Source organism: Uruburuella suis, assembly GCF_022870845.1.
GTDB classification, from domain to species: Bacteria; Pseudomonadota; Gammaproteobacteria; order Burkholderiales; family Neisseriaceae; genus Neisseria; species Neisseria suis.
Map to the genome: position 1 here is coordinate 1,938,657 of NZ_CP091507.1, position 25,098 is coordinate 1,963,754.

Annotated in this window: 19 protein-coding genes, 1 pseudogene and 1 CRISPR repeat array; of the genes and pseudogenes, 6 read left to right on the forward strand and 14 right to left on the reverse strand. The window is 53.1% G+C overall.

Annotated elements, in window-relative coordinates; all coding sequences use genetic code 11:
• Window positions 1–137: 137 nt before the first annotated feature.
• Both LVJ78_RS08815 and LVJ78_RS08820 read right to left on the reverse strand, forming a co-directional pair.
• Window positions 138–575 carry a hypothetical protein gene (locus tag LVJ78_RS08815; RefSeq protein ID WP_244802568.1) on the reverse strand — a complete coding sequence of 146 codons (438 nt, stop codon included), beginning with the start codon at window positions 573–575 and terminating at the stop codon, window positions 138–140.
• 6 nt (window positions 576–581) lie between these two features.
• Window positions 582–862, reverse strand: a pseudogene (locus LVJ78_RS08820) (cupin).
• Window positions 863–1,412: 550 nt separating this feature from the next.
• On the opposite strand from LVJ78_RS08820, the gene LVJ78_RS08825 reads away from it, so the two are divergent.
• The 5 genes from LVJ78_RS08825 (at window position 1,413) to LVJ78_RS08845 (ending at window position 5,883) form a co-directional block, all read left to right on the forward strand.
• On the forward strand, window positions 1,413–2,636 hold the full coding sequence (locus LVJ78_RS08825; protein ID WP_207894257.1) for a multidrug effflux MFS transporter: 1,224 nt from the start codon (window positions 1,413–1,415) through the stop codon (window positions 2,634–2,636).
• 111 nt (window positions 2,637–2,747) lie between these two features.
• Entirely contained in the window at window positions 2,748–3,830 is a 1,083-nt protein-coding gene (gene pheA / locus LVJ78_RS08830; protein ID WP_132952070.1) for a prephenate dehydratase, read from the forward strand.
• 79 nt (window positions 3,831–3,909) lie between these two features.
• Window positions 3,910–4,503: an LOG family protein gene (locus LVJ78_RS08835; RefSeq protein WP_132952068.1), complete on the forward strand. Its 594-nt coding sequence runs from the start codon at window positions 3,910–3,912 to the stop codon at window positions 4,501–4,503.
• Between the two features lies 1 nt (window position 4,504).
• Window positions 4,505–5,287, forward strand: a complete 783-nt coding sequence (locus LVJ78_RS08840) for a Rossmann-fold NAD(P)-binding domain-containing protein (RefSeq protein WP_207894256.1) — start codon at window positions 4,505–4,507, stop codon at window positions 5,285–5,287.
• A 32-nt stretch (window positions 5,288–5,319) separates the two neighbouring features.
• Window positions 5,320–5,883 (forward strand): ubiquinone biosynthesis accessory factor UbiJ, encoded by a 564-nt coding sequence (locus LVJ78_RS08845; protein WP_132952066.1) that lies wholly within the window; start codon window positions 5,320–5,322, stop codon window positions 5,881–5,883.
• 377 nt (window positions 5,884–6,260) lie between these two features.
• On the opposite strand, the gene LVJ78_RS08850 is transcribed toward LVJ78_RS08845, so the two are convergent.
• The 4 genes from LVJ78_RS08850 to nirK form a co-directional block, all read right to left on the reverse strand.
• Window positions 6,261–8,291 (reverse strand): autotransporter outer membrane beta-barrel domain-containing protein, encoded by a 2,031-nt coding sequence (locus LVJ78_RS08850; RefSeq protein ID WP_132952064.1) that lies wholly within the window; start codon window positions 8,289–8,291, stop codon window positions 6,261–6,263.
• A gap of 269 nt (window positions 8,292–8,560) precedes the next feature.
• The gene (locus LVJ78_RS08855; RefSeq protein ID WP_244802569.1) at window positions 8,561–8,803 is read right to left on the reverse strand and encodes a hypothetical protein; all 243 of its coding nucleotides are present in this window, start codon (window positions 8,801–8,803) and stop codon (window positions 8,561–8,563) included.
• 15 nt (window positions 8,804–8,818) lie between these two features.
• Window positions 8,819–9,571, reverse strand: coding sequence for a formylglycine-generating enzyme family protein (locus LVJ78_RS08860; protein ID WP_132952062.1), 753 nt, complete (start codon window positions 9,569–9,571; stop codon window positions 8,819–8,821).
• A gap of 132 nt (window positions 9,572–9,703) precedes the next feature.
• Window positions 9,704–11,197, reverse strand: coding sequence for a copper-containing nitrite reductase (nirK, locus tag LVJ78_RS08865; protein ID WP_132952060.1), 1,494 nt, complete (start codon window positions 11,195–11,197; stop codon window positions 9,704–9,706).
• A 391-nt stretch (window positions 11,198–11,588) separates the two neighbouring features.
• Between nirK and LVJ78_RS08870 the strand changes: the two genes are divergently transcribed.
• Complete coding sequence (locus LVJ78_RS08870) at window positions 11,589–13,832, forward strand: nitric-oxide reductase large subunit (RefSeq protein ID WP_132952058.1); 2,244 nt, start codon at window positions 11,589–11,591, stop codon at window positions 13,830–13,832.
• A gap of 120 nt (window positions 13,833–13,952) precedes the next feature.
• Window positions 13,953–14,924: direct repeats of the CRISPR family, unit length 32 nt; unit sequence GTTTCAACTCACAGCCGCCCGAAGGCGGCTGG.
• Between the two features lie 209 nt (window positions 14,925–15,133).
• Here the strand turns inward: LVJ78_RS08870 and cas2 are convergent.
• From cas2 to cas3, 8 genes are all read right to left on the reverse strand, one after another.
• Window positions 15,134–15,427, reverse strand: coding sequence for a CRISPR-associated endonuclease Cas2 (gene cas2 / locus LVJ78_RS08875; protein ID WP_132951948.1), 294 nt, complete (start codon window positions 15,425–15,427; stop codon window positions 15,134–15,136).
• A 12-nt stretch (window positions 15,428–15,439) separates the two neighbouring features.
• The gene (gene cas1c, locus LVJ78_RS08880) at window positions 15,440–16,465 is read right to left on the reverse strand and encodes a type I-C CRISPR-associated endonuclease Cas1c (RefSeq protein ID WP_132952056.1); all 1,026 of its coding nucleotides are present in this window, start codon (window positions 16,463–16,465) and stop codon (window positions 15,440–15,442) included.
• A gap of 201 nt (window positions 16,466–16,666) precedes the next feature.
• Window positions 16,667–18,151, reverse strand: coding sequence for an RNA-directed DNA polymerase (locus LVJ78_RS08885; RefSeq protein ID WP_132952054.1), 1,485 nt, complete (start codon window positions 18,149–18,151; stop codon window positions 16,667–16,669).
• 11 nt (window positions 18,152–18,162) lie between these two features.
• A complete protein-coding gene (gene cas4, locus LVJ78_RS08890; protein ID WP_132952052.1) occupies window positions 18,163–18,768 on the reverse strand; it encodes a CRISPR-associated protein Cas4 in 606 nt (201 codons plus the stop codon).
• Window positions 18,769–18,770: 2 nt separating this feature from the next.
• Entirely contained in the window at window positions 18,771–19,670 is a 900-nt protein-coding gene (cas7c, locus tag LVJ78_RS08895) for a type I-C CRISPR-associated protein Cas7/Csd2 (RefSeq protein ID WP_132952050.1), read from the reverse strand.
• A gap of 20 nt (window positions 19,671–19,690) precedes the next feature.
• Window positions 19,691–21,712 carry a type I-C CRISPR-associated protein Cas8c/Csd1 gene (gene cas8c, locus LVJ78_RS08900; protein ID WP_132952048.1) on the reverse strand — a complete coding sequence of 674 codons (2,022 nt, stop codon included), beginning with the start codon at window positions 21,710–21,712 and terminating at the stop codon, window positions 19,691–19,693.
• Window positions 21,709–22,443, reverse strand: coding sequence for a type I-C CRISPR-associated protein Cas5c (gene cas5c / locus LVJ78_RS08905; protein WP_132952046.1), 735 nt, complete (start codon window positions 22,441–22,443; stop codon window positions 21,709–21,711). The genes cas8c and cas5c overlap by 4 nt, the downstream gene beginning before the upstream one ends.
• Window positions 22,444–22,452: 9 nt before the next feature.
• On the reverse strand, window positions 22,453–24,930 hold the full coding sequence (cas3, locus tag LVJ78_RS08910) for a CRISPR-associated helicase Cas3' (protein WP_243650310.1): 2,478 nt from the start codon (window positions 24,928–24,930) through the stop codon (window positions 22,453–22,455).
• Window positions 24,931–25,098: the final 168 nt, after the last annotated feature.

Consider the following 25,098-nt stretch of genomic DNA (forward strand, 5'->3'; position numbering starts at 1 on the left):
AGCATCAACGCGGTGGTAAATATCGGCTACCCGTATCCGACCTACAACTTATTTTGGGGAGTGAAAATAATAAAGGCTACCTGAAACGGTTTCAGGTAGCCTTTGGCTGATAGGCTGAACGCCATGCAAACGAATGCTTAGGGCTTATCCGGCACACGGGTATAAATCGATTCCTCCCGATGCGCTTCATCATAAAGGCGCAGCTTGCCCTTTCGCAGGCCAAGTATTTTTAAACGCACCTGCGGATATTCTCCCAATCGTGAGGTGACCACCAATCGGCAGTTTTCTACCTTCCACGAGGCAGCGGAAAGCTCGGGCACTTGATGAAGCCATGAGTGGAATGTGCGCGTGCCGTTTTCCGTATCGAGTAAAAATTCTTCGAATTCACCGGTATGGCTGCTGCGACTCCAAGCACCGGCCAGCGCCTGCTCGGTAACCGGGCAAACTTCCGCGGCCATGGCCGCGTTTGATGCAGCGATGAAGAGGGATAAGGCAAGGATTTTTTTCATAAACTTAAACGCCTGAGTGAAGCCGAGCCGAAGCAAGGCCGGTTTGGATGAATGGCTGGGCTGCATCGATTTTCAAATGCTGCCTTCATGTTCTACAACCAGAATTCTGGCCTCCCCAATTGGGTGCGCAACGTGCTCAGTGCCAATGGATGCAAAGAAAATATCCCCTGCATTGAGGATTGAAGATTTTTCCGCGCCATCTTCTTTGTAAAACATTTCCACAGAGCCATTGAGCACCGCAAAAATTTCCTCACCGTCATTAATGTGTCATTTGTCACCCCATTCATGTTTGCAATATTTATTGCGCCCCAAGGGCACTCTGCTTTGAACTCAGCGCTACGGATGATTTTCATAAATGCCTTTGAAGAGGTGAAATGGTTTGCTGTGCAGGCTAACTTTTTTGAGGCTGATTCGGTTTTGCCACGACCGCTTGCCTGAAAGATTGGCCTGGCCGCAATTTTACTTTCAGGCGGCCTTTGCAGACAATAAAAATCAATCGGTTTTATCTTAATCCAATCAATTTGTTTGGCACAATCCACGGCATCATATTGTGTTGTGAAGCACCTTAGATCAGGCAATAACTAGATCAGGCAATAACTCGGTCGGAATTTATACCCATTCGAAAAGATAACCTAACTGCGACAGCGCTGGTTTGCAAAACCCATTTTCCAGGGCTGCGGCCAATATCGAATATCCGTACCCGAGCCAAAATTTATTTTGGTAAGCGGGAATAGGCAAGGCCGTCTGAACGGGTTTCAGACGGCCTTTTATAGCGCGCCAAACCCATGCAAGTGCATGATTTTATTATTATGCCGACAGGCCGTCTGAAAAGCGCGTATAATCATTGCCACATTATTTATTTTTGCAGCCGCCTTCGGGCGGCTTGCCTTTTGAGAAGCAAATATGACTCAAGCTCCGCAAACTTTAAGCGATAAGCAGATGGCCGCTCTGCTGGCCATGCTGGTGGCGATTATGCCTTTTTCCGTTGATGCCTATCTGCCGGCGATTCCTGCCATGGCCGATTCTCTGGGTGCGGATATCCACCGCATCGAGCAGAGTTTGAGCACATTTATGTTCGGCGTGGCGGCGGGGCAGCTCGTGGGCGGCTCGATAGCCGACATCAAAGGGCGGCGCGTGGTGGCGCTCACGGGCTTGGTGGTGTATATCGCCAGCGTAATCGGGCTGGTGTTTATCCGTTCGGCAGATGAATTGCTGCTCTTGCGCATGGTGCAGGCTTTCGGCGCGGGCATGACGGTGGTGGTGGTGGGCGCCATCGTGCGCGACAATTATGAGGGCAATAAGGCGGCGCAGATGTTTGCGCTGATCGGCATCATTATGATGGGCGCGCCTTTGGTGGCGCCGATGCTGGGCGCGGCTTTGAAGGCTTTGGGCGGCTGGCGGCTGATTTTCGGCTTTTTGGCGCTTTATGCGGCCATTGTGTGGGGCTTGCTTTATCGCTTTTTGGCCAAACCGGTGCACACCGATGCCATCAACCGCAGCATTTTCCGCACGGTGGCGGCGCGCTACCGCCATGTGCTGAGCACGCGGCCGGCGCTGGGCTTTTTGTTTTTTCAGGCGTTTAGTTTTTCATCGATGTTTGTTTTTCTCACCGAATCGTCGTTTGTGTATATGAATCTTTACGGCTTGTCGGCGCATGCTTATGCATGGGTTTTCGGCCTCAACATCATCACCATGGCCACGTTTAACCGCATCACCGCCTGGAAATTGAAAACCGGCAGCGATGCGAAAGATATTTTGAAATGGGGCATTCTCATTCAATTGGCCGCCAATGCGCTGATGGTGGCGGCGGTGATGCTCACCGGCATGCCGCCTTTGTGGTGGCTGGTGGGCTGCGTGATGGTGTCGGTGGGCACGCAAGGCTTGATTGTGGCCAACACGCAGGCTTGCTTTATGGGCTATTTCAAAGAAGAAGGCGGCAGCGCCAATGCGGTGCTGGGCGTGTGCCAATCGCTGATCGGCGCGGCGGTGGGCATGCTCACCACCTGGCTGCACAACGGCACGCCGCAGGTGATGGCGGGCATGATGCTCGCGGCCACGGTGTGCGGCATGGTGCTGCTGCTGGCGTTTTCGCGCGATGCCTGGCGTGAACGGCCGCAGCATGTGTAATCTGTGTCAGGCCGTCTGAAAGCGCATATTTTCAGACGGCCATTTTCTTTAATGCTAGAATAACGCCTGCTTTTTCCACCCCTTTTTCACCGTTTTCACAGAAAGAATGCCATGTCTGCCCATGATCCGCTTTTGCCGCACCGCAATGCCATTGACGAAATCGATGCCGCTGTTTTGCGCTTGCTCAACGAGCGGGCCGGGCATGCGCGCGCCATTGGTGAATTGAAAGGCACGGGCGTGGTGTATCGCCCCGAGCGCGAGGCCGAAGTGTTGCGGCGTATTCAAAGCCTCAACACCGGCCCTTTGCCGGGCGAGGCGGTGGCGCGGCTGTTTCGCGAAATCATGAGCGAATGCTTGGCGGTGGAGCGCCCGCTCACCATCGCCTATCTGGGCCCGGCCGGCACCTTCACCCAGCAGGCGGCCGTCAAGCATTTCGGCCACGCCGCCCACACGCAGGCCTGCACCACCATCGACGAATGCTTCCGCATGGTGGAAGCGCGCCGCGCCGATTATGTGGTGGCGCCGGTGGAAAATTCCACCGAGGGCAGCGTGGGGCGCACGCTGGATTTATTGTCGGTGTCGCCCTTGCAGGCGTGCGGAGAAGTGGTGCTGCGCATCCACCATCATTTATTGCGCAAAGACCATGCCCAAATGGCCGGCATCAGCAAGGTTTATGCCCATGCGCAGGCGCTGGCGCAATGCCACGACTGGCTGAGCCGCCACCTGCCCGATGCGGTGTGCATTTCCGTGTCGAGCAATGCCGAAGCCGCGCGGCTGGCGGCTCAGAGTGGCGAAGCCGGCGTGGCGGCGATTGCCGGCCAGAGCGCCGCCGAAATTTATCAATTGGTGAAAGTGGCCGAAAATATTGAAGACGAGCCCAACAACACCACCCGCTTTCTCGTGCTCGGCCATCAAGACACCGCGCCCACCGGCCGCGACAAAACCTCGCTGGTGATTTCCACCCCCAACAAAGCCGGCGCGGTAAACGCCCTGCTCAAGCCCTTTACCGAGCTGGGCATTTCGATGACCAAATTCGAAAGCCGCCCCAGCCGCTCGGGCTTGTGGGATTATCTGTTTTTTATCGACATCGAAGGCCACCGCAACGATGCCAAAGTGCAGCAGGCGCTGGCCGAATTGGGCGAACGCGCATCGTTTGTGAAAGTGGTCGGCGCTTACCCGCAGGCGGTGTTGTAAAACAAGCTTTCAGACGGCCTGCCAACATTCAGGCCGTCTGAAAACCAAATAAAAGAAAATCAGAGAAAACATGAATAAAATGAACCATATCGTAGTGTATTGCGGCTCCAATCTGGGCAACAAACCCGCTTATTTCGAAGCCGCCCAAGCCATGGGCAAAGCCATTGCCGAGCGTGGCAGCACGCTGGTGTATGGCGGCGGCAAAATCGGCCTGATGGGCACGGTGGCCGATGCGGCGCTGGCCGAAGGCGGCCAAGTAATCGGCGTGATACCCACTTTTTTGCGCGAAAAAGAAGTGGCGCATTTGGGCTTGAGCCAATTAATCGAAACTGCCGACATGACCGAGCGCAAAAACAAAATGATCGAATTGGCCGATGCCTTCATCGCCCTGCCCGGCGGTCTGGGCACTTACGAAGAATTGTTTGAAGTAGTGTCGCAAGCGCAACTGCGCCTGCATGCCAAGCCCGTGGGCGTGCTCAATATCGGCGGCTTTTTCGACGGCCTGTTGGCGATGATGCAGCAAACCGCCGATGAGGGCTTTATGCCGCAGGCCAATATGAGCCTGCTGTGTGTGGCGGATCATCCGGCCGCGCTGTTGCAAAAAATGGCCGACTACCGTTTTGTGGAAGCCGCAAAATGGGTGGCGCCCGCCTGGCAGAGCGAGGCCGTCTGAAATGGGCGCGCCCGATGCAGCGGTGTTGGGGCTGGGCTATCTCGGCCGCCCTTTGGCCGAAAAGCTCTACCAGCAAGGCCGCCGCGTGGCCGCCATCAAACGCCACCTCACTTCCGACGACATCAATCTGCCGCCCGAAGTCAGCCTCAGCGCGCACGATTTGAATGCCGCGCAGGCTTTTGACGCGGCACGTTGGCAAGATTGGGCCGATAAGCCCTTGTGGTTTTGCCTGCTGCCGCCCTCTGCCGTGGCCGATTATGCGATGGTGCTGCAAAATTGGCTGAGCTTGGCTCAAACCTTTGGCGTGCAACACATTATTTATGGCAGCAGCATCAGCGTGTATGGCGATGAAGCGCGCTTGTGCAACGAAGCCAGCACGCTCAATCCGCACACCGCGTCTGCCGAAAAAGTGCTGGCCGCCGAGCAGCTTTTTTTAAACAGCGGCATCGCACACATCGACATTTTGCGCCTGGGCGGCCTTTATTCCGCCAGCCGCCACCCGCTCACCAGCCTGCTCAAAAAAAGCCGTATCGGCGGCGCACAGCAGCCGGTGAATATGCTGCACCAAGAAAGCGCCGTGGCCGCCCTGCTCCATGCTGCCGCGCATCCGGCGGGCGTGCGCATCCGCAATATCGTGTCGCCCGCGCACCCGCCCAAACACGAATTTTACCGCGCCGAAGCCGCCAAGCTCGGCCTGCCTGAAGCCGATTTCGATATGGCCGACACGCGCGGCGGCAAAATTGTGGCCAGCCTTTATAACGATTTTATTCCGCAGGCCGTCTGAACACTTTTGGCGGCCTGCCAAGCGAGAACACCATGTTTGCCTTAGCGATTATCAACCATTTGATTCAGCAAAACCGCGAAACCCAAGCCGCGCTGGCCGGCTACAACGGCATTGTGTTGCGCATCAATGCCGCCGGCCTTGTCCTGCACGGCCGCTTCAACGCCGAGGGCTTTTTGGAAGAAAGCGATCGTGAAGCCGATGCCGAAATCACGTTTCACCAATCGGCGCTGCAAAAAGTGCTGCAAGGGCAAACCCCCGGCGTGGGCGATGTGGCGCTCGATGGCGACACCGAGCTGGCCTTGGCGCTGCTGCCACTGATGGGCAGCCTGCGCTATTATGCCAACGACGACATCAGCCGCCTGTTTGGCGATGCCGCAGCCGGCGGCATCAACCGGCGCGCGGCGCAAGTGGGCGGCACGCTCAAGCAGATCGGCCAAAGCCTGATGGCACAATGGGGCGACTTTGCCCGCGAGCCCGAAGCGCCGGTGATCAGCCGCGAAGAATTCGATGCCTGGACCGCCGAAGTGGAGCGCCTGCGCGACGACATCGAGCGCTTGCAGGCGCGTTTGAATAAAATCAGCCCGGAGGCGAATTAATACCCATTCAAAACGGTTTCAGACGGCATTGGTGTGTCATACCAATTCTAAAAAATAACCTTACAAATAAAGCAGTTCAGCAGCAGCATCCGCGTAGTTTGGCCAACGGCCAAAGCGATGTGCGTGCCTTGTTCTGCGAACAAGTGTCGGATTCGAGAATCCGACCTACAGGCTAATCGTGCCAACGTTTATTTGTATGTGGGAAATGAAGCGAGGCCGTCTGAAAAAAGTTTCAGACGGCATTGGTGTGTCATGCGTACGATTACGCTTTGCTTTCACAAAGCTAATTGTAGCTACGTTTATTTGAATGTGAAAAACAAAACGATGCCGTCTGAAAAGTTTCAGACGGCATCGCTGCTTAAACCACCAATATTTGTTTAAAAGCGTGCGCCTATGCCGATTTGCAGGCCGGTGTGGCTTTGGTTGCGGTGGCCGAAATCTCGGCTGGCGGCGGCAAAAGCGTGCAGCGGGCTGCCTTGCGGCTGCCATTGCACGCCGGCGAGCGCGCCCAGCCAGCTGCGGTCTTGCTCGGGCGTGGCGGAATAAAAGTGGCTGCCGCCCAAGCCTGCGCTGATGCCCTGATCGTCTTTTTTCCATTCTTTCACCCAGCGCAGGTTGGCAAAAGGCTGCCAGCTGCCGCTTTGGTGGCGCACTTCAAAGCCCAGCCCACTTTGCAGCGAATGCAGGTTTTGCTTGCCAAACTGCATGCGGGCGGCATCGCTGCCCTGCTCGGCAAAGCCGTTGATTTTGCCTTTGGTGAGGGTGAGGTCGGCCAAGGCAGATAGGCGCGTGCTGTTGCTCTGCCACACATCGTAGCCACCAAAGAGGCCGCCGGCGCGGCTGTTGCCACTGGTGTCGCCGCTTTGGGTTAATGCAGCTTGGCCGAGGTTGAAATGGCGGCGGGTGGTGTAATCGCTGTCGTTAATCTGCACCAAGCCGCCCAGCCACCAGCGCGGTTGATCGTAGCGGATAAAGCCGCTGAGGCTGTTGGTTTTGCCCTCGATGTCGGTGCGGCCGCTGCTTTGTTCGTTTTCGCTGCGGCTGAACACGGCACCTGCCTGCCAGTTTTCATTAAATTGCGCTTTGGCACCGGCATGAATGCTGTGGCCGTCGCCGCTGTGGCGCTGGTAGGCGGCGATGGCATCGAGCGTGTGCGGCGCTTGCGGGTTGCTGCGTTGGCGGTTGCTCTCTTCGCGCACAAAGTCTTGCACGTTGCGGCTTTGCTCCATGACGCTGCGGCGCAGAGCTGCCATGTCTTGCGGCGCTTGCAGGGTGTTGATGATGTAGTCGGCCATAATTTGGTGTGCGGCGGGGCCGGGGTGGAAGCCGTCGGCAAACAGGCGGCTGTCGGCCTGCGCGGCATCGGCAGGCCGGCACAGGCTTTGTGCGGTGCTGCCGCTGCAAGCCGGGGCGGTGGTGTTGGCCAAGCCGTAGCGCTCGGGGCTGGCGAGCATATCGGCAAAGAGGCGGTCGGTGTCGATGCGCACGATGTTGCCGCCCACTTGATTGAGCGCGGCGGTGGTTTGGCTGTTGAGCAAGGTGGTGGCGCTGGTGGCGCTGGCGGCAAAGCTTTGGTATTGCGTTTGCAGATTGGCGTTAAACGCCGCTTCGCTGATGCCGGCGGCGCTCAACGCTTGGCCGAGCGGGCTGCTGTAGATTGCGGCGGCGGTGTTGGCCAGCACGGTGGCGCGGGCGCTGTTGAAATCGGCCAGCGATTGTTGCTCGGTTTGCGCCAGCGCGGCTGAAGCCGCTTGAAAAGCCTGATTAAAAGCGGCGGTGGCGGCGCTGCCCATATTCGGCGCAACCTGCTCCACTTGTGCGCCGAAACCTTGCGCGGCGGCTTGGCCGAAGCTTTGAAACAGCGTGGGCGTGTAGACCACATTGGGCACGTTGGGTATCACCGCCAAATCCACGCCGGCGCTGCGCAACGTTTGCCATTGGCGGGCGCTTTCGGCAGCGGCGGCGGCGGTGTCGGCGCTCACCGATGCGGTGGGCGAGGCAGCACTTTGGGCGCGCTCGAGAATGGCGGCCATATCGTTGCCGCCGCCCCATAAAATATGCAGGCTTTCAGGGCGCACGCCTTGGGCGGTGTAATTCGCAATTTGCTGTTGCAGGGCGAGGTTAGGCTGCGCGGCGGTGAGCGCGCTGTTGCTGCCCAGCACCACGCCGCCGCTGTAGGCATAATTGCTGCCGCCGCTGCCCGAAGCGGTGAGGCTGCTGCCGAGCGCGGCGGCCACATGCTCGTCGTAGAGCTTGTGCATTTGGCCGTTGGCATCGAGGTAGCTGGCTTTGAGCGCCCAGCCGGGCTGGCCGGTGTCGCTGAGGCTGTCGCCGAACACGACCACGTTTTGCCCCAAGGCAAGCGCCGGCAGAGCCGCAATCAGGGCGGCGGTGAGTTTGCGTTTCATGTTTTCTTCCTTTGTGGGTGTTTGTTTTATTTATGGCCGCTTGTTGGCGGTGAGGTGATACTAACGGGCTTTACAGGATTTGACAATCAGAGAATGCTGATGAAATGTTTCTATGTTTTTGAAAAATGGGTTGAAGCTGCGGCAAGTCAAAACGGCGGATGGTGTTACCCGATGCAATTTCTTGGCTGTTTGCACGGATAATGTAAAGGTTGAGCAGGCCGTCTGAAAGGTTTCAGACGGCCTTTGCATATGATTCATCATGCAATGCCTTATTTATAGTGGAATGAATGCAAAACTGATACAGCCGCATACAGCAAACCCTGCACGCCAAAGCCGTTTAAACCGTGTGCGTGGCTGCGCCACACCCTGCGCACGGTTTGAGGTTTATTGTTTTGCGTCGGTTTTTCTTTGATTCCACTATATTTGAATGCTTGCAAAATATTGTCCAAACACAAAAAAAGCGGCGATACGTTTAAGCGTATCGCCGAAGCTGCTTGCTGAGACTGGCTCATGCAGGAGGAAGCAATCTATGCTTTGGCACACCTGAAACCCAGGTTGTGCAATGAGAATTTGGCTTGCAGGCTGGTGCGCAAACCGTAGCGCAAAAAGGCGGCATAATCGCTCGGGTCGGCGGTGCCGATGGCCGCACCGCTGCAAAACATATTGGCATCCGCGCTGCCGGAGCTCAAAAGGCTGCTGTTGAAGTCTTCTGTCCATTCCCAAATCAGGCCGTGCATGTCGTGCACACCCCAATAATTGGCGCGGCTTTTGCCCACTTCGCGCAAGCCTTGCTGGCTGCTGTCGGCATACCAATCCAAAATGGTGCGGCTGTAGCCGGGCTCGGTGGTGCCGTTTTTGCGGGTGGCCGAAGCCTGGCCGGCATATTCCCATTGGTCGATGGTGGGCAGGCGTTTGCCTTGTGCGGCGCAATAGGCGTTGGCGGCAAACCACGATACGTTGGTGACCGGTTTATCGGCATCACCGGCTTTGGGTGCAAAGCTTTGGCCGCTTTTCACCCATTGCTGTAAATAGTGGCCGTCGGCCTGCTTGCTGCTGATTTTGCCGCGCTGCCATTGCGGATTTTTCTGCACAAATTGGGCAAATTCGCGGTTGGTTACCGGCGTTTTATCCAATTCAAACGCGGCCACGGCGATCATGGGCGTGTCTTTTTTCAGATAGAGCGGCCGATAGCTGCCGCCGCTGATTTTGGCCATATCGGCGGCAAAGGCCGAGCCGCAGAGCATCAACAGGCTGAGGGAGAGCAGTTTGGCTGTGTTCATGGCGGGTGTCTTTATCTTTATCATCAAAATGTTTTTCAGACGGCCTTTTTGCAAAAGCCGTATAAAAAGCATTCTGTTGCCGTTTTTTTGTTTTAAAGGCCGTCTGAAACCTTTCAGACGGCCTCTGTGCTTTTACTTGGCTTTGCGTTCGGTGGCAACCTCGGCCGGTGTAACTTGGCCGCCGGCATTACCCCAGCTGTTGAGGATATAGGTAAGCACGTTGGCGGTTTGCTCGTCGTTGAGCGCTACAGCCGGCATCACGCTGCTGTATTCCTTGCCGTTAACGGTAATCTTGCCGCTCACGCCGCGCAAGATGGCATGGATGCCGCGTTTGGTGTCGGCCGCCAGATAATCCGACTTGGCCAGCGGCGGGAATGCGCCTTCCACACCTTGGCCGTTGGCTTGGTGGCAGGCCAAACAGTTGGACTCATACACCGCTTTGCCCAGCTTGATTTGGTCTTCTTTGCTGGCCGCTTTGGCGGGGCCGGCTTCCACACGAGCCGCTTCGCTGGCGCTCAAAGGCACGGTTTGAATCGCGCCGCCTTCAGGCTGGTAAACCGTGTCGCCGATTTTTCCGGAGAAGATTTCTTTATTTTCAGGGCCTTCCACCACCAATTGGCCGAGCGCACCTTTGTTGAAGGCACGGAAAATCGAGTGATCGACCAAAGTGTAGCTGCCGGGCACATCCACTTTGAAATCAACCATCACCGCACCGCCGGCAGGCACCAGTGTGGTTTGAATGTTTTTATTGACCAAATCGCCGCCTTCTACATGCACATTATCGAAAATCTCACCGATCACATGGAATGAAGACACCAAATTGGGGCCGCCGTTGCCCACAAACATGCGCACGGTTTCGCCCACATTGGCTTTGAGCGCATTGTCGCCGGCAATCGCGCCGACATGGCCGTTAAACACCACATAATCAGCCTGCTCTTTGATGGCTTTTTCCATGTCGAAAGGTTGCAGGCCGCGTTCGCCATAAGCGCCTTTGGTGTAGAAATCGCCTTGCACCACATAAAATTCTTTATCCACTTTGGGCAGGCCGCCTTTGGGCTCGACCAAAATCAAGCCATACATGCCGTTGGCAATGTGCATCCCCACCGGCGCGGTGGCGCAGTGATAAATATAAAGACCGGGCTGCAAGGCTTTGAAGCTGAATGTAGAGGTGTGGCCGGGCGCGGTGAATGAAGCCGCAGCACCGCCGCCGGGGCCTGTGGCCGCATGAAAGTCGATATTGTGCGGCACTGTGGAAGTGGGATGGTTGGAGAATTGCACTTCCACTTGGTCGCCCTCGCGCACACGGATAAATTGGCCGGGCACATCGCCGCCGAATGTCCAATATTTATAGTCGACACCATCGGCCATCTGCATCACTTTTTCCAACACCTCGATTTTCACCACCACTTTGGCCGCATGGTCGCGATCAATCGGCGGCGGCACATCAGGTGCGTGCGTTACCACGGCATCAATCACCGGCAATTCGCCCTGCGGCTCTTGAGCCGCGGCTTGTTGGCTGGCGCCGGAGGCGGCCGGTGCGGGCGCTTCTGCTTTTTCAGCGCTCTGGCCGCAGGCAGCCAAGGCAAAAACGGAGGCAATCAGTGCGGCTAAGGTTTGGCGTTTCATGGTGGTTCCTTTTCTTCCCTGCCGGGAGAAATATTGTTGTAGGAAGGCGTAGCAATTGCGCTTTACGCTTTTTTACGGATTATGTGTTAAGCCTGTTTTACCTTCTTTGATGCACATCAAATTATTCAAAAATTATGAATCTTTAAGCAGGAATGTAGTTCTTTGTAACTAGATTTTTTGCCACCCAATCAGCCTTGATTTTTAAAATTAATGATTCTTTTCAAAAAAATAGCTGAAATATAATCAATTTATCTATTTTGCCACATATTCCAACCGGAAAAGACATAGGCCGTCTGAAAGCTTGTTTTTTGAAAAACAGCCGTGATACAATCTTTAACATTCATATAATATGAATTAAAAACCACCCAAACAACCCTTTCAGGAGCACAAAATGGGACAGTATAAAAAGCTTTGGTACGCGCTGATTGCCGTGCTGACGATTACTTTCTCCATCCTCGGCTATTTAGGCGTCGAGGTTTACCGCAAGGCCCCGCCTTTTCCGCAGCAATATGTTTCTGCTTCCGGCCAAGTGCTGATGAGCAAAGAAGATATTCTGGCCGGCCAATCTGCCTGGCAGAGCACCGGCGGCATGGAGCTGGGCTCGATTCTCGGCCACGGCGCTTATCAAGCGCCCGACTGGACAGCCGACTGGCTGCACCGCGAGCTGGTGGCGTGGCTGGACATCACCGCGCAAGCCGAACACGGCAAACCTTATGCCGAGCTGGATAAAGCCACACAAGCCAATCTGCGCGAGCGCATGGCCGAGGAATACCGCAATCAAAGCCGCGTGGGCAGCGATGGCAATGTGGTGCTTTCAGACACCCGCATCAAGGCGATTCAAAGCGTGGCGCCCTACTACATCACCCTTTATGGCAATGATCCTTCCATGATCACCACGCGCGAACATTTCGCGATGAAAAACAACACCCTGCCCAGCGAAGAAGCGCGCCAAAAGCTCACCAACTTCTTCTTCTGGACTGCATGGGCCGCCTCCACCAACCGCCCCGATCACGATGCCACTTATACCAACAACTGGCCGCACGAGCCTTTAATCAATAATGTGCCCACCACTGAAAACTATATGTGGTCGTTTGCATCGGTGGTGTTTTTGCTCTTGGGCATCGGCTTGTTGGTGTGGGGCTTCTCTTTCCTGAGCAGCAAAAACCCGCACGAGCTCAACAGCCAAAGCGAAGACCCGCTCTCGAAAGTGGTGCTCACCCCTTCGCAAAAAGCTTTGGGTAAATATGTGTTTCTCACCGTGGCGCTGTTTGTGGTGCAAGTGCTGCTCGGCGGCATTACCGCCCACTACACCGTGGAAGGCCAACAGTTTTACGGCATCAACCTTTCCGAGTGGTTTCCCTATGCCTTAGTGCGCACCTGGCACATTCAATCGGCCATTTTCTGGATTGCCACAGGCTTTCTCACCGCCGGCCTTTTCCTGGCACCGATTGTAAACGGCGGCAAAGACCCGAAATATCAGGCGCTGGGCGTAAACCTGCTTTACGTTGCCCTGTTTATCGTGGTGGCCGGCTCTTATGCAGGCAACTTCTTTGCCTTAAGCCACATCATGCCTTCGCACCTGAATTTCTGGTTTGGCCATCAAGGTTATGAATATTTGGATTTGGGCCGCTTTTGGCAAATTCTGCTCTTTGTCGGCCTGCTTTTGTGGCTGTGGCTGATGCTGCGCTGCACCATCAGCGCCTTTAAAGACAAAACCAGCGATAAAAACCTGCTCGCCATTTTCGTGGCTTCAATGATAGGCGTAGGCGTGTTTTACGGCCCCGGCCTGATGTATGGCGAACACACCAGCCTGACCATTATGGAATACTGGCGCTGGTGGGTGGTGCATCTGTGGGTGGAAGGCTTCTTCGAAGTGTTTGCCACCGCCGCACTGGCCTTTATCTTCTACAGCATGGGCTTGGTCACCAAAAAAATGGCTACCGTGGCTTCATTAGTGGCAGCCAGCCTGTTTATGGTCGGCGGCGTGCCCGGCACCTTCCACCACCTGTATTTCTCAGGCACCACCACCCCGGTGATGGCCGTGGGCGCATCTTTCTCCGCACTCGAAGTGGTGCCGCTGATTTTGCTGGGCAAAGAAGCTTATGAGCATTGGTCTTACCAAAACGCCGCACCGTGGGCGCGCCGCCTGCGCTGGCCGCTGATGTGTTTTGTGGCCGTGGCATTCTGGAACATGGTCGGCGCCGGCGTGTTCGGCTTCTTGATCAACCCGCCGATTTCACTCTTCTACCTGCAAGGCCTCAACACCACCGCCGTGCACGCGCACGCCGCCCTCTTCGGTGTGTATGGCTTCCTCGCCTTAGGCTTCGTGCTCTTGGTGGCGCGCTACATCCGCCCCAACGTAGCCTTTGACGACAAGCTGATGACTTGGGGCTTCTGGCTGCTCAACATCGGCCTCACCCTGATGATTGTAATCAGCCTCTTGCCCATAGGCGTATTCCAAGCACATGCCAGCATTTCACAAGGCCTGTGGTATGCCCGCAGCGAAGGCTTTATGCAGCAAGAGCTGCTCGACACCTTGCGCTGGGTGCGCACCATCGCCGACCTGATCTTCATCGGCGGCGCCTGCTGCGTGGCTTGGCAAGCAACCAAAATGATCTTCAGCCGCAATAAATAATTTGTCATATTTTATTTAATGAAAGGCCGTCTGAAAGCACAACATGCTTTCAGACGGCCTTTTCACAGCCGCCCGAAGGCGGCTGGATAATGTGTGGTACTTTTGGCAGATGCTGAAATTGTTTCAACTCGCAGCCGCCCGAAGGCGGCTGGCCGACAAGCCGGCCACTTCCTGCATCGCGTTTTCGTTTCAACTCACAGCCGCCCGAAGGCGGCTGGGGTTGAAAACGCTGCACGAGCAAACAGATTCAGGTTTGTTTCAACTCACAGCCGCCCGAAGGCGGCTGGGAGGGTTTGGGCAATCCTGCCCTTGTCGCCGCGATGTTTCAACTCACAGCCGCCCGAAGGCGGCTGGTTTTTAAAAATGTTGCCATGGTGAGCGTTTTCAAAGTTTCAACTCACAGCCGCCCGAAGGCGGCTGGCATGTGTCACCGCGCCACCGCCCCGAAATCAGCGCAGTTTCAACTCACAGCCGCCCGAAGGCGGCTGGCAAGCCGCGCGGCACCGCCGGCGATGCCGTGCCCGTTTCAACTCACAGCCGCCCGAAGGCGGCTGGCAAGGCGGTGAGCGCCAGCGCCAAAGTGCTGCCCGTTTCAACTCACAGCCGCCCGAAGGCGGCTGGTTGGACACATGAAAAAGGTCTTAAGAGAGCTAAGACGTTTCAACTCACAGCCGCCCGAAGGCGGCTGGCAAACCACAAATAGTCCATAATCCCTCCCCTGTGTCGTTTCAACTCACAGCCGCCCGAAGGCGGCTGGGTGGCCGTCATATTTTGGAGCATATTCAAGAACGGGTTTCAACTCACAGCCGCCCGAAGGCGGCTGGTTGACAAGGAATTTAAACATGGAAAAACGTGAAAACGTTTCAACTCACAGCCGCCCGAAGGCGGCTGGGCTATCGGCGGTCATTTGGCCGCCAGTAGAGGCTGTTTCAACTCACAGCCGCCCGAAGGCGGCTGGGAGCCAACACAGGATAGACCAGTTCTCAAGCAATCGTTTCAACTCACAGCCGCCCGAAGGCGGCTGGCGCAAGAGCCGGAACCGGATAAAGACGGTGCAGCGGTTTCAACTCACAGCCGCCCGAAGGCGGCTGGTGCCGCCGCTGAAACCCTTGGCCCGCAAGGCTTGCATCGCCCTGTTTCGCTAAGGTTTCACCGAAGACACATGACCTTACTATATCACAGCCAAGTAAGGCCGATTTTTCCAAATTGTTAAAGAAATCAAGCCTCGCTGATCTGCGGGCTTTTTGATGAGCACTACAGGTTAGCGCTCGTGCAATCCGTTCAGATAATTCGCCACAAGTTCAGATAATCAGGGTGTCTTTAAAAATATCTACTGCGGCTTTGGCGCCGTGGTGTTCTACTTTGCGCCGCCATTTGCTGCCCAGATGGTAAAAGCGCAGGCTGTCGGTTTCGGGTTGATAGGTGGCCAGCAGTTTGGCTTTCAGCTGCACCCATTGGTCGGGCGCGAGGTCGCATTCGAATACGGAATATTGTACGCGCACGCCGTAGTCGAGGCAGTGTTTGGCGATGCGGCGCAGGCGGGTTTGGCCTTCGGGGTCGGCCAGGGAGATGTCGTAAGTAATCAGCATCAGCATTTCAGGTAGCCTTTAGCGCATCAAAAACGGTGGGTATTCGGCCAGATCGCCGCGCAGGTGCCGCGCCAGCAGCATGGCTTGGATATGGGGCAGCAGGCCGATTTCCACTTCTTCCTGCAAATAGGGGTGGACGATTTTTTCCTGTTTCTTGGCTTGCAGGGTTTGAAACAGCAACTTGCGGGCTTCGGGCTTGATGTTGACGGCGCCGCCGGCTTCGGTGCTGAAGTCTTGCAGCCGGATTTGGCCGCGGTTGATTAGGCTCAGCACCAGGCGGTCAGCCCACCAAGCGCGGAATTCTTCCAGTAGGTCTTGCGCCAGGCTGTCGCGGCCGGGGCGGTCGGCGTGCAAAAAGCCCACTTGCGGGTCCAGCCCCACGCTTTGCAGGGCGCCGCTGATGTCTTTGCCGAGCACGCTGTAGAGAAACGACAATAAGGCGTTCACCGGATCGCGCGGCGGGCGGCGGTTGCGGCCGCCAAAGGTGAAACCGCTCTTTTCGGTGAGCAGATGTTGGAATACGCCGAAATAGCGGGCAGCGGCATCGCCTTCTATGCCGCGGATTAAGTCCAATGTGTGCGCCCGCTGCAATTGTTGCAAACTGAAATTCAATGCGCTAATGGCCGTCTGAATCTCGCTATGCTCGCCGTGGTTGCGTTGGCGGCGCTGCAACACGCGTTTGGCCGACTGGATTTTGGCGGCAATAATATGGCGCGCAATCGGCACAGGGTTGCTTTCGGATAAGCGATATTGGGCGCGGCGCAGCAACACATTGCCGCTCTGCCGCCCCTGCAAACGCCCGAGAAAGCGGCCATATTCGGTGAAAAAAGCCAGATTAACGTTATTCTCACCACAAAAACCCATTAAAAACGGCGACACCAGCACGTTGCCGAAACAAAAAATATGGCCGATGGCATGCACCGGCAATTGCGCCACTTTTTTGCGCTCCTGCGCTACGGTTTGCTCAATCACCAACGTTTCGCGCTCTTTGTGCAGATAACTGCCTTGGGTGGTGATGTAGAGCGTGTTTTGTAGTTTGCGCATGGTGAATTCCCTTGGTTTTGACCGCTCTTTTATTATGGTTTTTTTCTGATAAATGATGATATGCAAATGTAAAATGAATGCAAGCCCACTGTTTAGGCTACCTGAAACGTTTTCAGGCGGTCTTTTATTTTCTTTGAGATATTTGTTAAGTTATCCCTCTAACCAATTCAATCCACATTCCCTATAAAAATAAAAAAATCATTAATAATCAAAAATATCAATTTCTTTGTTATAAATAATATTATCTAATCTATTAAAGTCATCTTTTAAAAAAATAGCTGTATTTTCCAAAATTCTCTTCATATTTTTTCCTTTTATCCAATCATGATTCCATAAAGAAATTTTTTCCTCATTAGCTAATAAACACAACTTTTCAGAAAAATAAAATGGAGCTAAATCAGATTTCAGCATGCGTTGTAACCAAATTTGAGCAAATCCCGAGTTTGGCATTTTGCTCAATTTATCATGAACCAAAAGCGCAATATCTTCAGATGATTGCTCCATATAAGAAAATAACTTACTAATAATCGAACAACATATTGGAATTGTTTTAGGATTATGATAAGCAATATCTGTAACAATACTAATAAGCTGTTTAATACTATTTGGTGTTCTTTTTACTAACTCTATTTTTTTGTCAAATTGATTTAATGCAACAGTCAAGCTGCCAGAGTTTGGATATTCAATACCATGCTGTCTAATAACCAAAAGTTGTTTTTGTAAATTTCTATGACTCTGCTTAATTTTTAACCATGCCAATTTATCTTTTTTAATTGATTGTGTAATAACATCTTGACTACCTTTCGTTTTACTAGCATTTAACTTCAACCCAAGAGGCATCATAATTTCCGACAATAATTTTAAGATTTTCTCCCCATCATTAGCATTACAAACAAATATCCGATAATCATCTCGATAACGCAAAATTTGATATTTAATTATCTTCTGCTTTTGCAAAACAGCACTCAACATTCGGTCAATATAACCTAATACAATTTCTGCAATAAAATCCATCAGTACCGAACCTTGGGGAATACCATTAGTTTGCTGATACTGTGCATTTTGAATACTTTTATCTATAAAATTACCAAGTCTGTTTCCACTTCTATCTTGCTTAGCAACTTGCTTACTTTCCACTGCCCATGCAATAGAATGTGTATAAATTGAACCATAACAATCCGCTACATCTGTATCAAAAACATAATCGTATTCTAGCGAAAGAAAAATAGATTCCTGCTCAACCAACTCCCACCACTTCAAAATTTGCTGTGCTTTGTCCGACTGTCTACTTTCTGATTGAACAGGAATGCTCAAACATTTTATTTTTTTATTTTTTTGAAATTTTTTAAACCTCGCTTGCAATTTTCCCCAATTATCTTTTTTGGTGATTTCATGCACTAAGTCAACATATACCAACGGATGAATAAGCTGCAAAGGCCTCCACGAAAGCTTGCCATCTTTATTAGCATATATTAGGTGATTTACATCATCTAATTCCCCTATTGCACCTTTTGACATACTAAAATCAGTTAATCGCTTTGGCTCTGTAAATTCATGAGATATTTTATCCAACAACTCTGAAAACGAAAAATACTTTGGCAAATCAATATTGCAATAACTTTCCTGTTTTAAGAAAAACTTTCTTGCCTCGTCATAAGTCAGTTCTAAAACATTTACCCTATTCATTATTTTATCCTTCACTCCCCAAACAACCCCTCAACATACCCCGCCGACCTATCCCTCCCCATCAACTGCGGCTGGCAAATCTCCACCAGCGAGCAAGCTTTGCAATGCTTGCCATACACCGGCGGCGGGGTGCTGCCGCTTTCCAGCAGCAACCGCACTTTTTCAATCACCGCCAGCGTTTCCTGCCTAAGGCTACCTGAAAACACCACCGGCTCGCGATGGCGGGTTTGCTGATACCACAGCGCGCCTTCTTCTACCGTTTTGCCGGTCATTTCTTCCAAACACAAAGCTTGGGCGCAGAGTTGGATTTTGTCCCACAAGCCTACTTTGGGTTTGCCGCGTTTGTATTCCACCGGTTTCAGACGGCCTGTGGCCAATTCGTGCTCAATCATATCGAGCACGCCGCTGATGCCGAGCTTTTCTGCCGATGCGTGCACGCTGCGCTCAAAGCGAACGCCTTTGCGGGTTTCCGGCTCGCCGCCGTCCACCCGCTCGTGCAGCACCCTGCCCTGCGCGGTGAGGAAATTCTCCGCCCACGCCTGCTCATTGTGGATCAACGCGCATTGGCGCGGGCAGAAGGCGTAGTGTTGCAGGGCGGCGAGCGGGATGGTGCGCATGTTTAGAAGCCGTCAATCGCGTCGGGCGTTAAGCCATCCAATTGGCTCAATACATAGCTGCCGTCTGCATTGACTTTTAAACTGCCGTGCACTTTGGCGGATGAATATTGGCCGGATTTGCAGTTATGCTCCCACCAAATCAGCTTTAATACCTGCATGCTGCCTTCGGGGCGGGCGGAAGAGGCATCGCCTTCGAATAATTGGGTTAACACGGTTTTGATTTTTTCGGCATCGGCATCGGAAAAGCCGGTGCGCTCGGCCAATTGCGGCGACATGGCGCCATAGGCCACATACACGCCGCTGTCTACACGGTGTTTCATGCCCATGGTGTCGGAGCTTTTCTTCACGTCACTATCTCCATCACCATTTACGCTTTTGGTAATCTGTGTACTGGTAATATTAATAGGCTCAATGCTGTATGCCGAATGAAGTGTTACAGGCCCCCTTACTGCAATGGAAACACCGTCTTCATCTTTACCGCTAAATGCAAACACCTGCCCGAAACTGCGCACATCAAACCAATTTTCACAGGCACTCTTTGCGATTTCATCTTTTTTCACATCTTTCTTGCTTGTTTTCTTTTTGGATTTTGTCTCTACTTCATCTCCCAATAAATCGGTAGTTTGTGAATTATTCTTTTCTTCCAAATGCTTGATAAATCCGTCATAGCGATTTTTCAAACTCACCATGCCATCATCCTTACGCTCATTGGCTTGAACAAAAATCATCTCACCATTCTCTTGCAGGCGGTCGCGGATTTTGCGTTTCAGGCACACGTCGGTCATCTCGCCGATGCCGGAAAAATCGGCACGCGGGCGGTTGCCGTTTAAGGGATCGCCGTTGGGGTTGGCATTTTTCACGCCGATAATCAGGGCGAAGTCGATTTTTTTAGTTAAGCTCATGGTGTTTTCCTTGTTAAAATTTAAACGGTTTCGTTGTCAACTTGTTCATCTTCATTGGCGTCATTTGCAGCATTCCATTGGTGTCGATAAGCCATTTTTTGGCTGTGATAACCCAATAAAAACTCCCCATTCAATGGATCATCCATGGCTATGCCTGCTTTTCGATATTCGTTCAGTGCCACGCCGATTTCATCCAGCTCTTTTTCACGATTCCGTAAGAAACCCATATAACGGTTATTGCGCAATCTGTCTTTATAAGGTTCCAATCCGTTTGCAATCTGCAACCATGTGGTTAAAGGCCGCATTGCAAAACGCTGCAGATAGCGCTCTGCGTTGGTTGAGCGTGTTTCTCCCGCCACTTGCAGGGCTTTCGATTCAATTCTTTCCAAAACCGCGAATAACCTGCCAAACAAATAGTCACGGGAAGTATTTTCCGTTTCCAAACTCATAGTAAATGTTCTCCGTTGTAATAAATCATGATGACGCGCCCGCCAGCCTTTGTATAGGGCGCAGGCCACGCCCACATTGCGCTCCCATTCCCAGCGCTCATAACCGCTGGGGCTGCAGGCTACCTGAAAGCTTTGCTGCACCCAATCGAAAGGTATCGGCACATTTTGTCCGCCGGCAATCACCGGCAGCAGACGCGCATAGACTTGCTTTTTCAAGGTGTCGCTCAATGAGCGGCCATACACGGTTTGGGCGATGGCCAAAGGCGATGGCGGCATCCACGGCCATACGGTTTGTTTGGCTGTTTTTTTGCCCTCTTGCGTTTCACGCGTGTAGCGCTGATACCAAGCGAAATCGTCGACCCAGACATTTAGATTATCGAAATAATCGGCAGGCAGAAATTCCTGATAATAGGTTAGCGCCATGCGCCCGGGTGTGGCCGAATCCAGCATCAGCAAAGAAATTTGCTCGTGCGCGCTTAATTTTGCTTTAAAGCCGTGCATTTTCTTTTTGATGATTTGGGCGGCTTTGCGGCCGATATTGATGGACCAATCCAGCGTATTTGCTGTTTCAGACGGCCTTTCGTTGGCAAGGGATGGCGCAGCGTTATCCGTATCGTCTTCATCGTCCAGATAATGGTAGCTGTCTTGCAGCGGCGCGGGCACGGTTGCGCCATTGATTGCCCAAGCCACGCTCACCTGATCGCCATTGCGGATGCCTTGGCGCGCAATCAGCCAGCGCAAGGCACTGTGCGCTTTTGCAGACACTTCCGATGAAACGCTGGCGGCTTCTTCGGCGGCTTCAAAACGGCCGCGAAAAGTGTAGCCGCTTTTGTCGTTGGCGGAAATCAGCTTGGCTTTATCGCCGGTGTGGCGCAATTTGGCGGGGTGTAGCGTTGAAACTACCGCTTCTTTACCTTGGACTACGCAAAACCCTTTTTCTGCCGCATCACTGCTCGCCACATAGGCTGTCCAAGCCTCTTGAATGGATTTATCCTCCCATGTTTCGCTTTCGACGTCGCCGGCAATTTCTACTTGCCAGCACACTAAAGCCGCACCCGGCTCTATTTCTCCTTTGGTTTTGGGCAACACCGAAAAAATGGGTGGTGCATCTCCGTCTTCTATCCATTTATTCAAAATATGGCCGTCTGAATCCAACTGAAAAATACCGGCTTGAACCAAATCGGCCATCACCCGCCCTTTGCCCACATAACGTGAAATGGCCAACACTTTAGGATGCATGAAAGATGATTCACACCATTTTTGTAATTGATTGAAATATCCGTCGAAAAATGAGTCTTTACTGCCGCCGTAATTTGCATAATCTTTAGCAACATATTGAATCTTATCGGCCAACGGATGGGGTGGTGGCTTGGTGCCGGATCTACTTTCCGACGATTCAGTCACCGGCAGCATCACCACCGTTTTTGGTGCCATCACCCGTGCCGTCTGAAAATCACCCGCACCATCAATCACCACCACGATATGAGCGGTTTGCAAAGTATGACCCACCGGCGTGAGCGGGGCATCTGTGTTTTTCAGATTGTGTGCCAAGGCGGCGTTATACGTTTGATACAGCTTCTGCATCCAGCTCATAAGCCCAGCTCCTTCGCTTCATCGGCCACTGATTTCATATTGGCGCCGAGCACAAATGCTTTTTCAGGCAGCATTTTGCGGATAACGCGGCTTTTCAGACGGCCTGAGTCATCTTGTGTGCTCGGAAAGGTAATCACGCCGTTTTGCATATTGGCCGGCCAAAAGCGGCTGAGCAATTCGTGTTTGCCGGTTTCTTCGGGATAGGCAAAGCTGTGAAACATCAGGCCGAAATCAAGGTTATGCTCACCCAGTTTTTCCTTATCATAAGCACCCTCGCCGCTGCCGAATTCGCACGGCTCCACATAGCCCTGGCAATCGCGTGTGCCCAGAAAAATATCCTGCCGCCCGCCGCGCGCCAGCATGCGCTCGGCGATGGCCAGATGTTTGCCGGCAATGCGGTCGCCTGCCAAATCGGGGCGGTGTTCGTTCCATTCGAAATGGGCTTCCACCTGATATTCTACATCTTGCAAAAAAGTGTAAATCGCCAAGGTGTTGCCGCCGTCCCAATTGAGCGGTTTGGTGGATTTGCTTTGGGTGCGGATGGGCTTGATAATGCGCACGCGGTCGATGTGCCAAATCAAGGTCGGCTTCCAATAAATGCTGCGGGCAATGCCTTTTAAGGCTTCATAAGTGGGCACTTGATAGCTGAATTTTTCACCGCCGATTTTGGTTACCGGGTCGGTAAATAAAGCCTGCCGCCCCCACACGCGGAAACTGATTGTGTTATTCATTATTTCTCCTTATAAATCATAGAAATCCATTGGCGCGACCTCATCCGCCGCCAAGCCGTATTCTTCGCTGTAATGGCGTTCGTTTAAATAATAAACGCCTGTATCAGCAATTTCATGTATGGCATTTGATTCAATTAATTTTTTCCACACATTGGGGAACACATTCACGCTAAACCGCTGGGCTTGATTCAGGTAGCCATAAAAAGCCTTGGGCTCATATTCGCCGCACAGCTTGGCAATCAGCGCCTTGCCTTCACCATAGGGCACAATCACGGCGCGGGTGGGCGCATTAATCACTTGAAACGCGCGGCCGGCACTTTTAAACGAGTGCATCAGCAAGGGATATTGCTTGGTTTGGCGGCGTTGGTCGTTTTTTGCCGCGTAGTTGTTGGAGCCGTTGTCACTCAGCCAATCCAAAAGGCTGCCTGAAGCGCTGTTTTTAACGGCATAGGCCATTTCATCGCTGCGCTGGTAAAAATAATATTCAAAATATTGCCGCATGGCCTTTGGCTGCAAAATATCCTGCCCGGCAAACTCGCGCAACACGCGCTCCGCCTGTTGTTGGCCTGCATCAATATCGGGCAGCACTTTTGCCAAGCTCGGCTCTTGCAGGTTCAACACCCACACCCGCCCTTTGCCCGCGTTTTCTCCGTGGCGGTTGCAGCGCCCGGCGGCTTGGGCAATGCTGTCGAGCCCGCCCAAAGCGCGAATCACGCAAGCCATGGAAATATCCACGCCCGCTTCGATTAGTTGGGTGCTGATGCACACTACCGGCAATTTTTGCTCCAAGCGCTGCTTCATTCGCGCAAACAAGGCTTTGCGGTGCGCGGCGCATTGATTGGTGCTCAGGTGAAACAAGGCTTCAGACGGCACATTCTGCTGTTGGCAATATTGATAAAGGGCTTTCGCCCACTTTTTGGTGTTGACGATAAACAGGCAGCTCAAGGCCGTCTGAAACTGCGTCAGCAAAAAAGCGCCTGCTTCATCCACCGACCAGCCGCCGGCTTTTTCGTTAAACTTAATTTCCACGCGCGATAAGTCGGCAAAAAGCTTATCCAAAGCCTGATTTTTGCCCATAATCTCGGCATTGGACGCAAGCTGAAGCAAGCCGCGGGCTTTAACGAGCGCTCTTTTGTCTTCAGGGAATTCGTCCACGCCACACGCGCTGAGCAAAGGCTGGGTGGCGGTGCACAACACCGCGCTGCTGCCGCCAAACTGCACCAGCCAATTGAGGGCATTGCAAAACAGGTGCACGCATTTCACCGGCAGCGTTTGGATTTCATCAAAAATCAGCACGCTGTTGGCCATCGGGTGGATATGCCGCGCGCCGCGGGTGCCGCCGCCAAACCAGGCATCGAGAAACTGCACCATGGTGGTGAACACAATCGGTTTGTTCCAGTTTTCCGACAAGAGTTTGTTTTGCCAGGTTTGCTTTTCCGGATCCAGATTGGAATGGTGCTCCAGCACCCACTCGTCGCCCAGAATATCGCGCACGGCTTCGGCGTTTTGGTCGATAATCGAAGTATAGGGAATGATATAGATAATGCGTTCCAGCCCGTGTGTTTGGGCATGGTGCAAAGCATGGCGCAGGCTGGCCAGCGTTTTGCCGCCGCCGGTGGGCACGGTTAAGGTGTAAATGCCTTGCGCATCGGCGGCTCTTTGCAAGCAATCATCGGCGATTTGGCGGCGGATTTCGTCAATCGGATAGCGCCGCTCAAATTGCGCCAACTTCGCTTCCAGCTTGTTGATGGCCGCTTGCCAATCGGGTTTTTCTTGCAAGCGGCGGATTTCTTTTTGATTTTCCCGCTCGAAATCGGCGCTGTTGATGCGGTCGGCATCAATCAGGCAGCTGAAAAGAAAGCGGGTGAAGCAGCCCAGATAAAATTCTTTGATTTGATGGCAGGCCTGCGCTTCAGGCAGCATCAACACCGCTTTAAGCGGCGCGAGCATCTGCACCAGCAAAGCCTTGTCTGCCAAACCTTCGGCCTGCCGCAACACCGATTCATCGGCATTTTGCAGGCATTCGCTCAAATGGGTGAGGCTGTCGTCTTTATTAAAGCGCTTTTGCCACACCACATTGCCTTCGTCATCGAGGCAATCAATCAAGCCTGCGCCGTGGTGCGAGGCAATGCACAAGCCCAGCATCTGCCCGCATAACACACCGCTTTCTTTCTGCCCCATCGCCGCCAAACGGCGGTAAACCCATTGCGCACCGGCAGTAGAATGATCCACCTTACTGCCGCCGGGCGTGCTTTCTTCATCATCCAAATCCGGATTAATCAAGCCCGTGGCATCGTAAATATATTTTTGGAATTTCAAAGAATATTTGCCGAAATCGTGCATCAGGCCGAGCAATTCACCGGCCAAATCCAAGCCCAGCTTAGCGGCCAGCATTTTGGCGATGGCGGCGGTTTCGGTGAGGTGGGTGGCAAGCGATTGTTTCACATCGCTGCCATGGCGGACGTGGGCGATATATTCTGTTTTCAATGTGTTTCCCCTATTTTTAAAAATAATTAAATTATGCAGCTTGGGTTTTATTGATTTTTTTAAAAATATAACATAATTTATTATGTTATATACACTCATCATTCAATCTGCAATAAAGATGCCGCCTGAACATTTCAGACGGCATCTTTATTACATTTTCGGCTTATT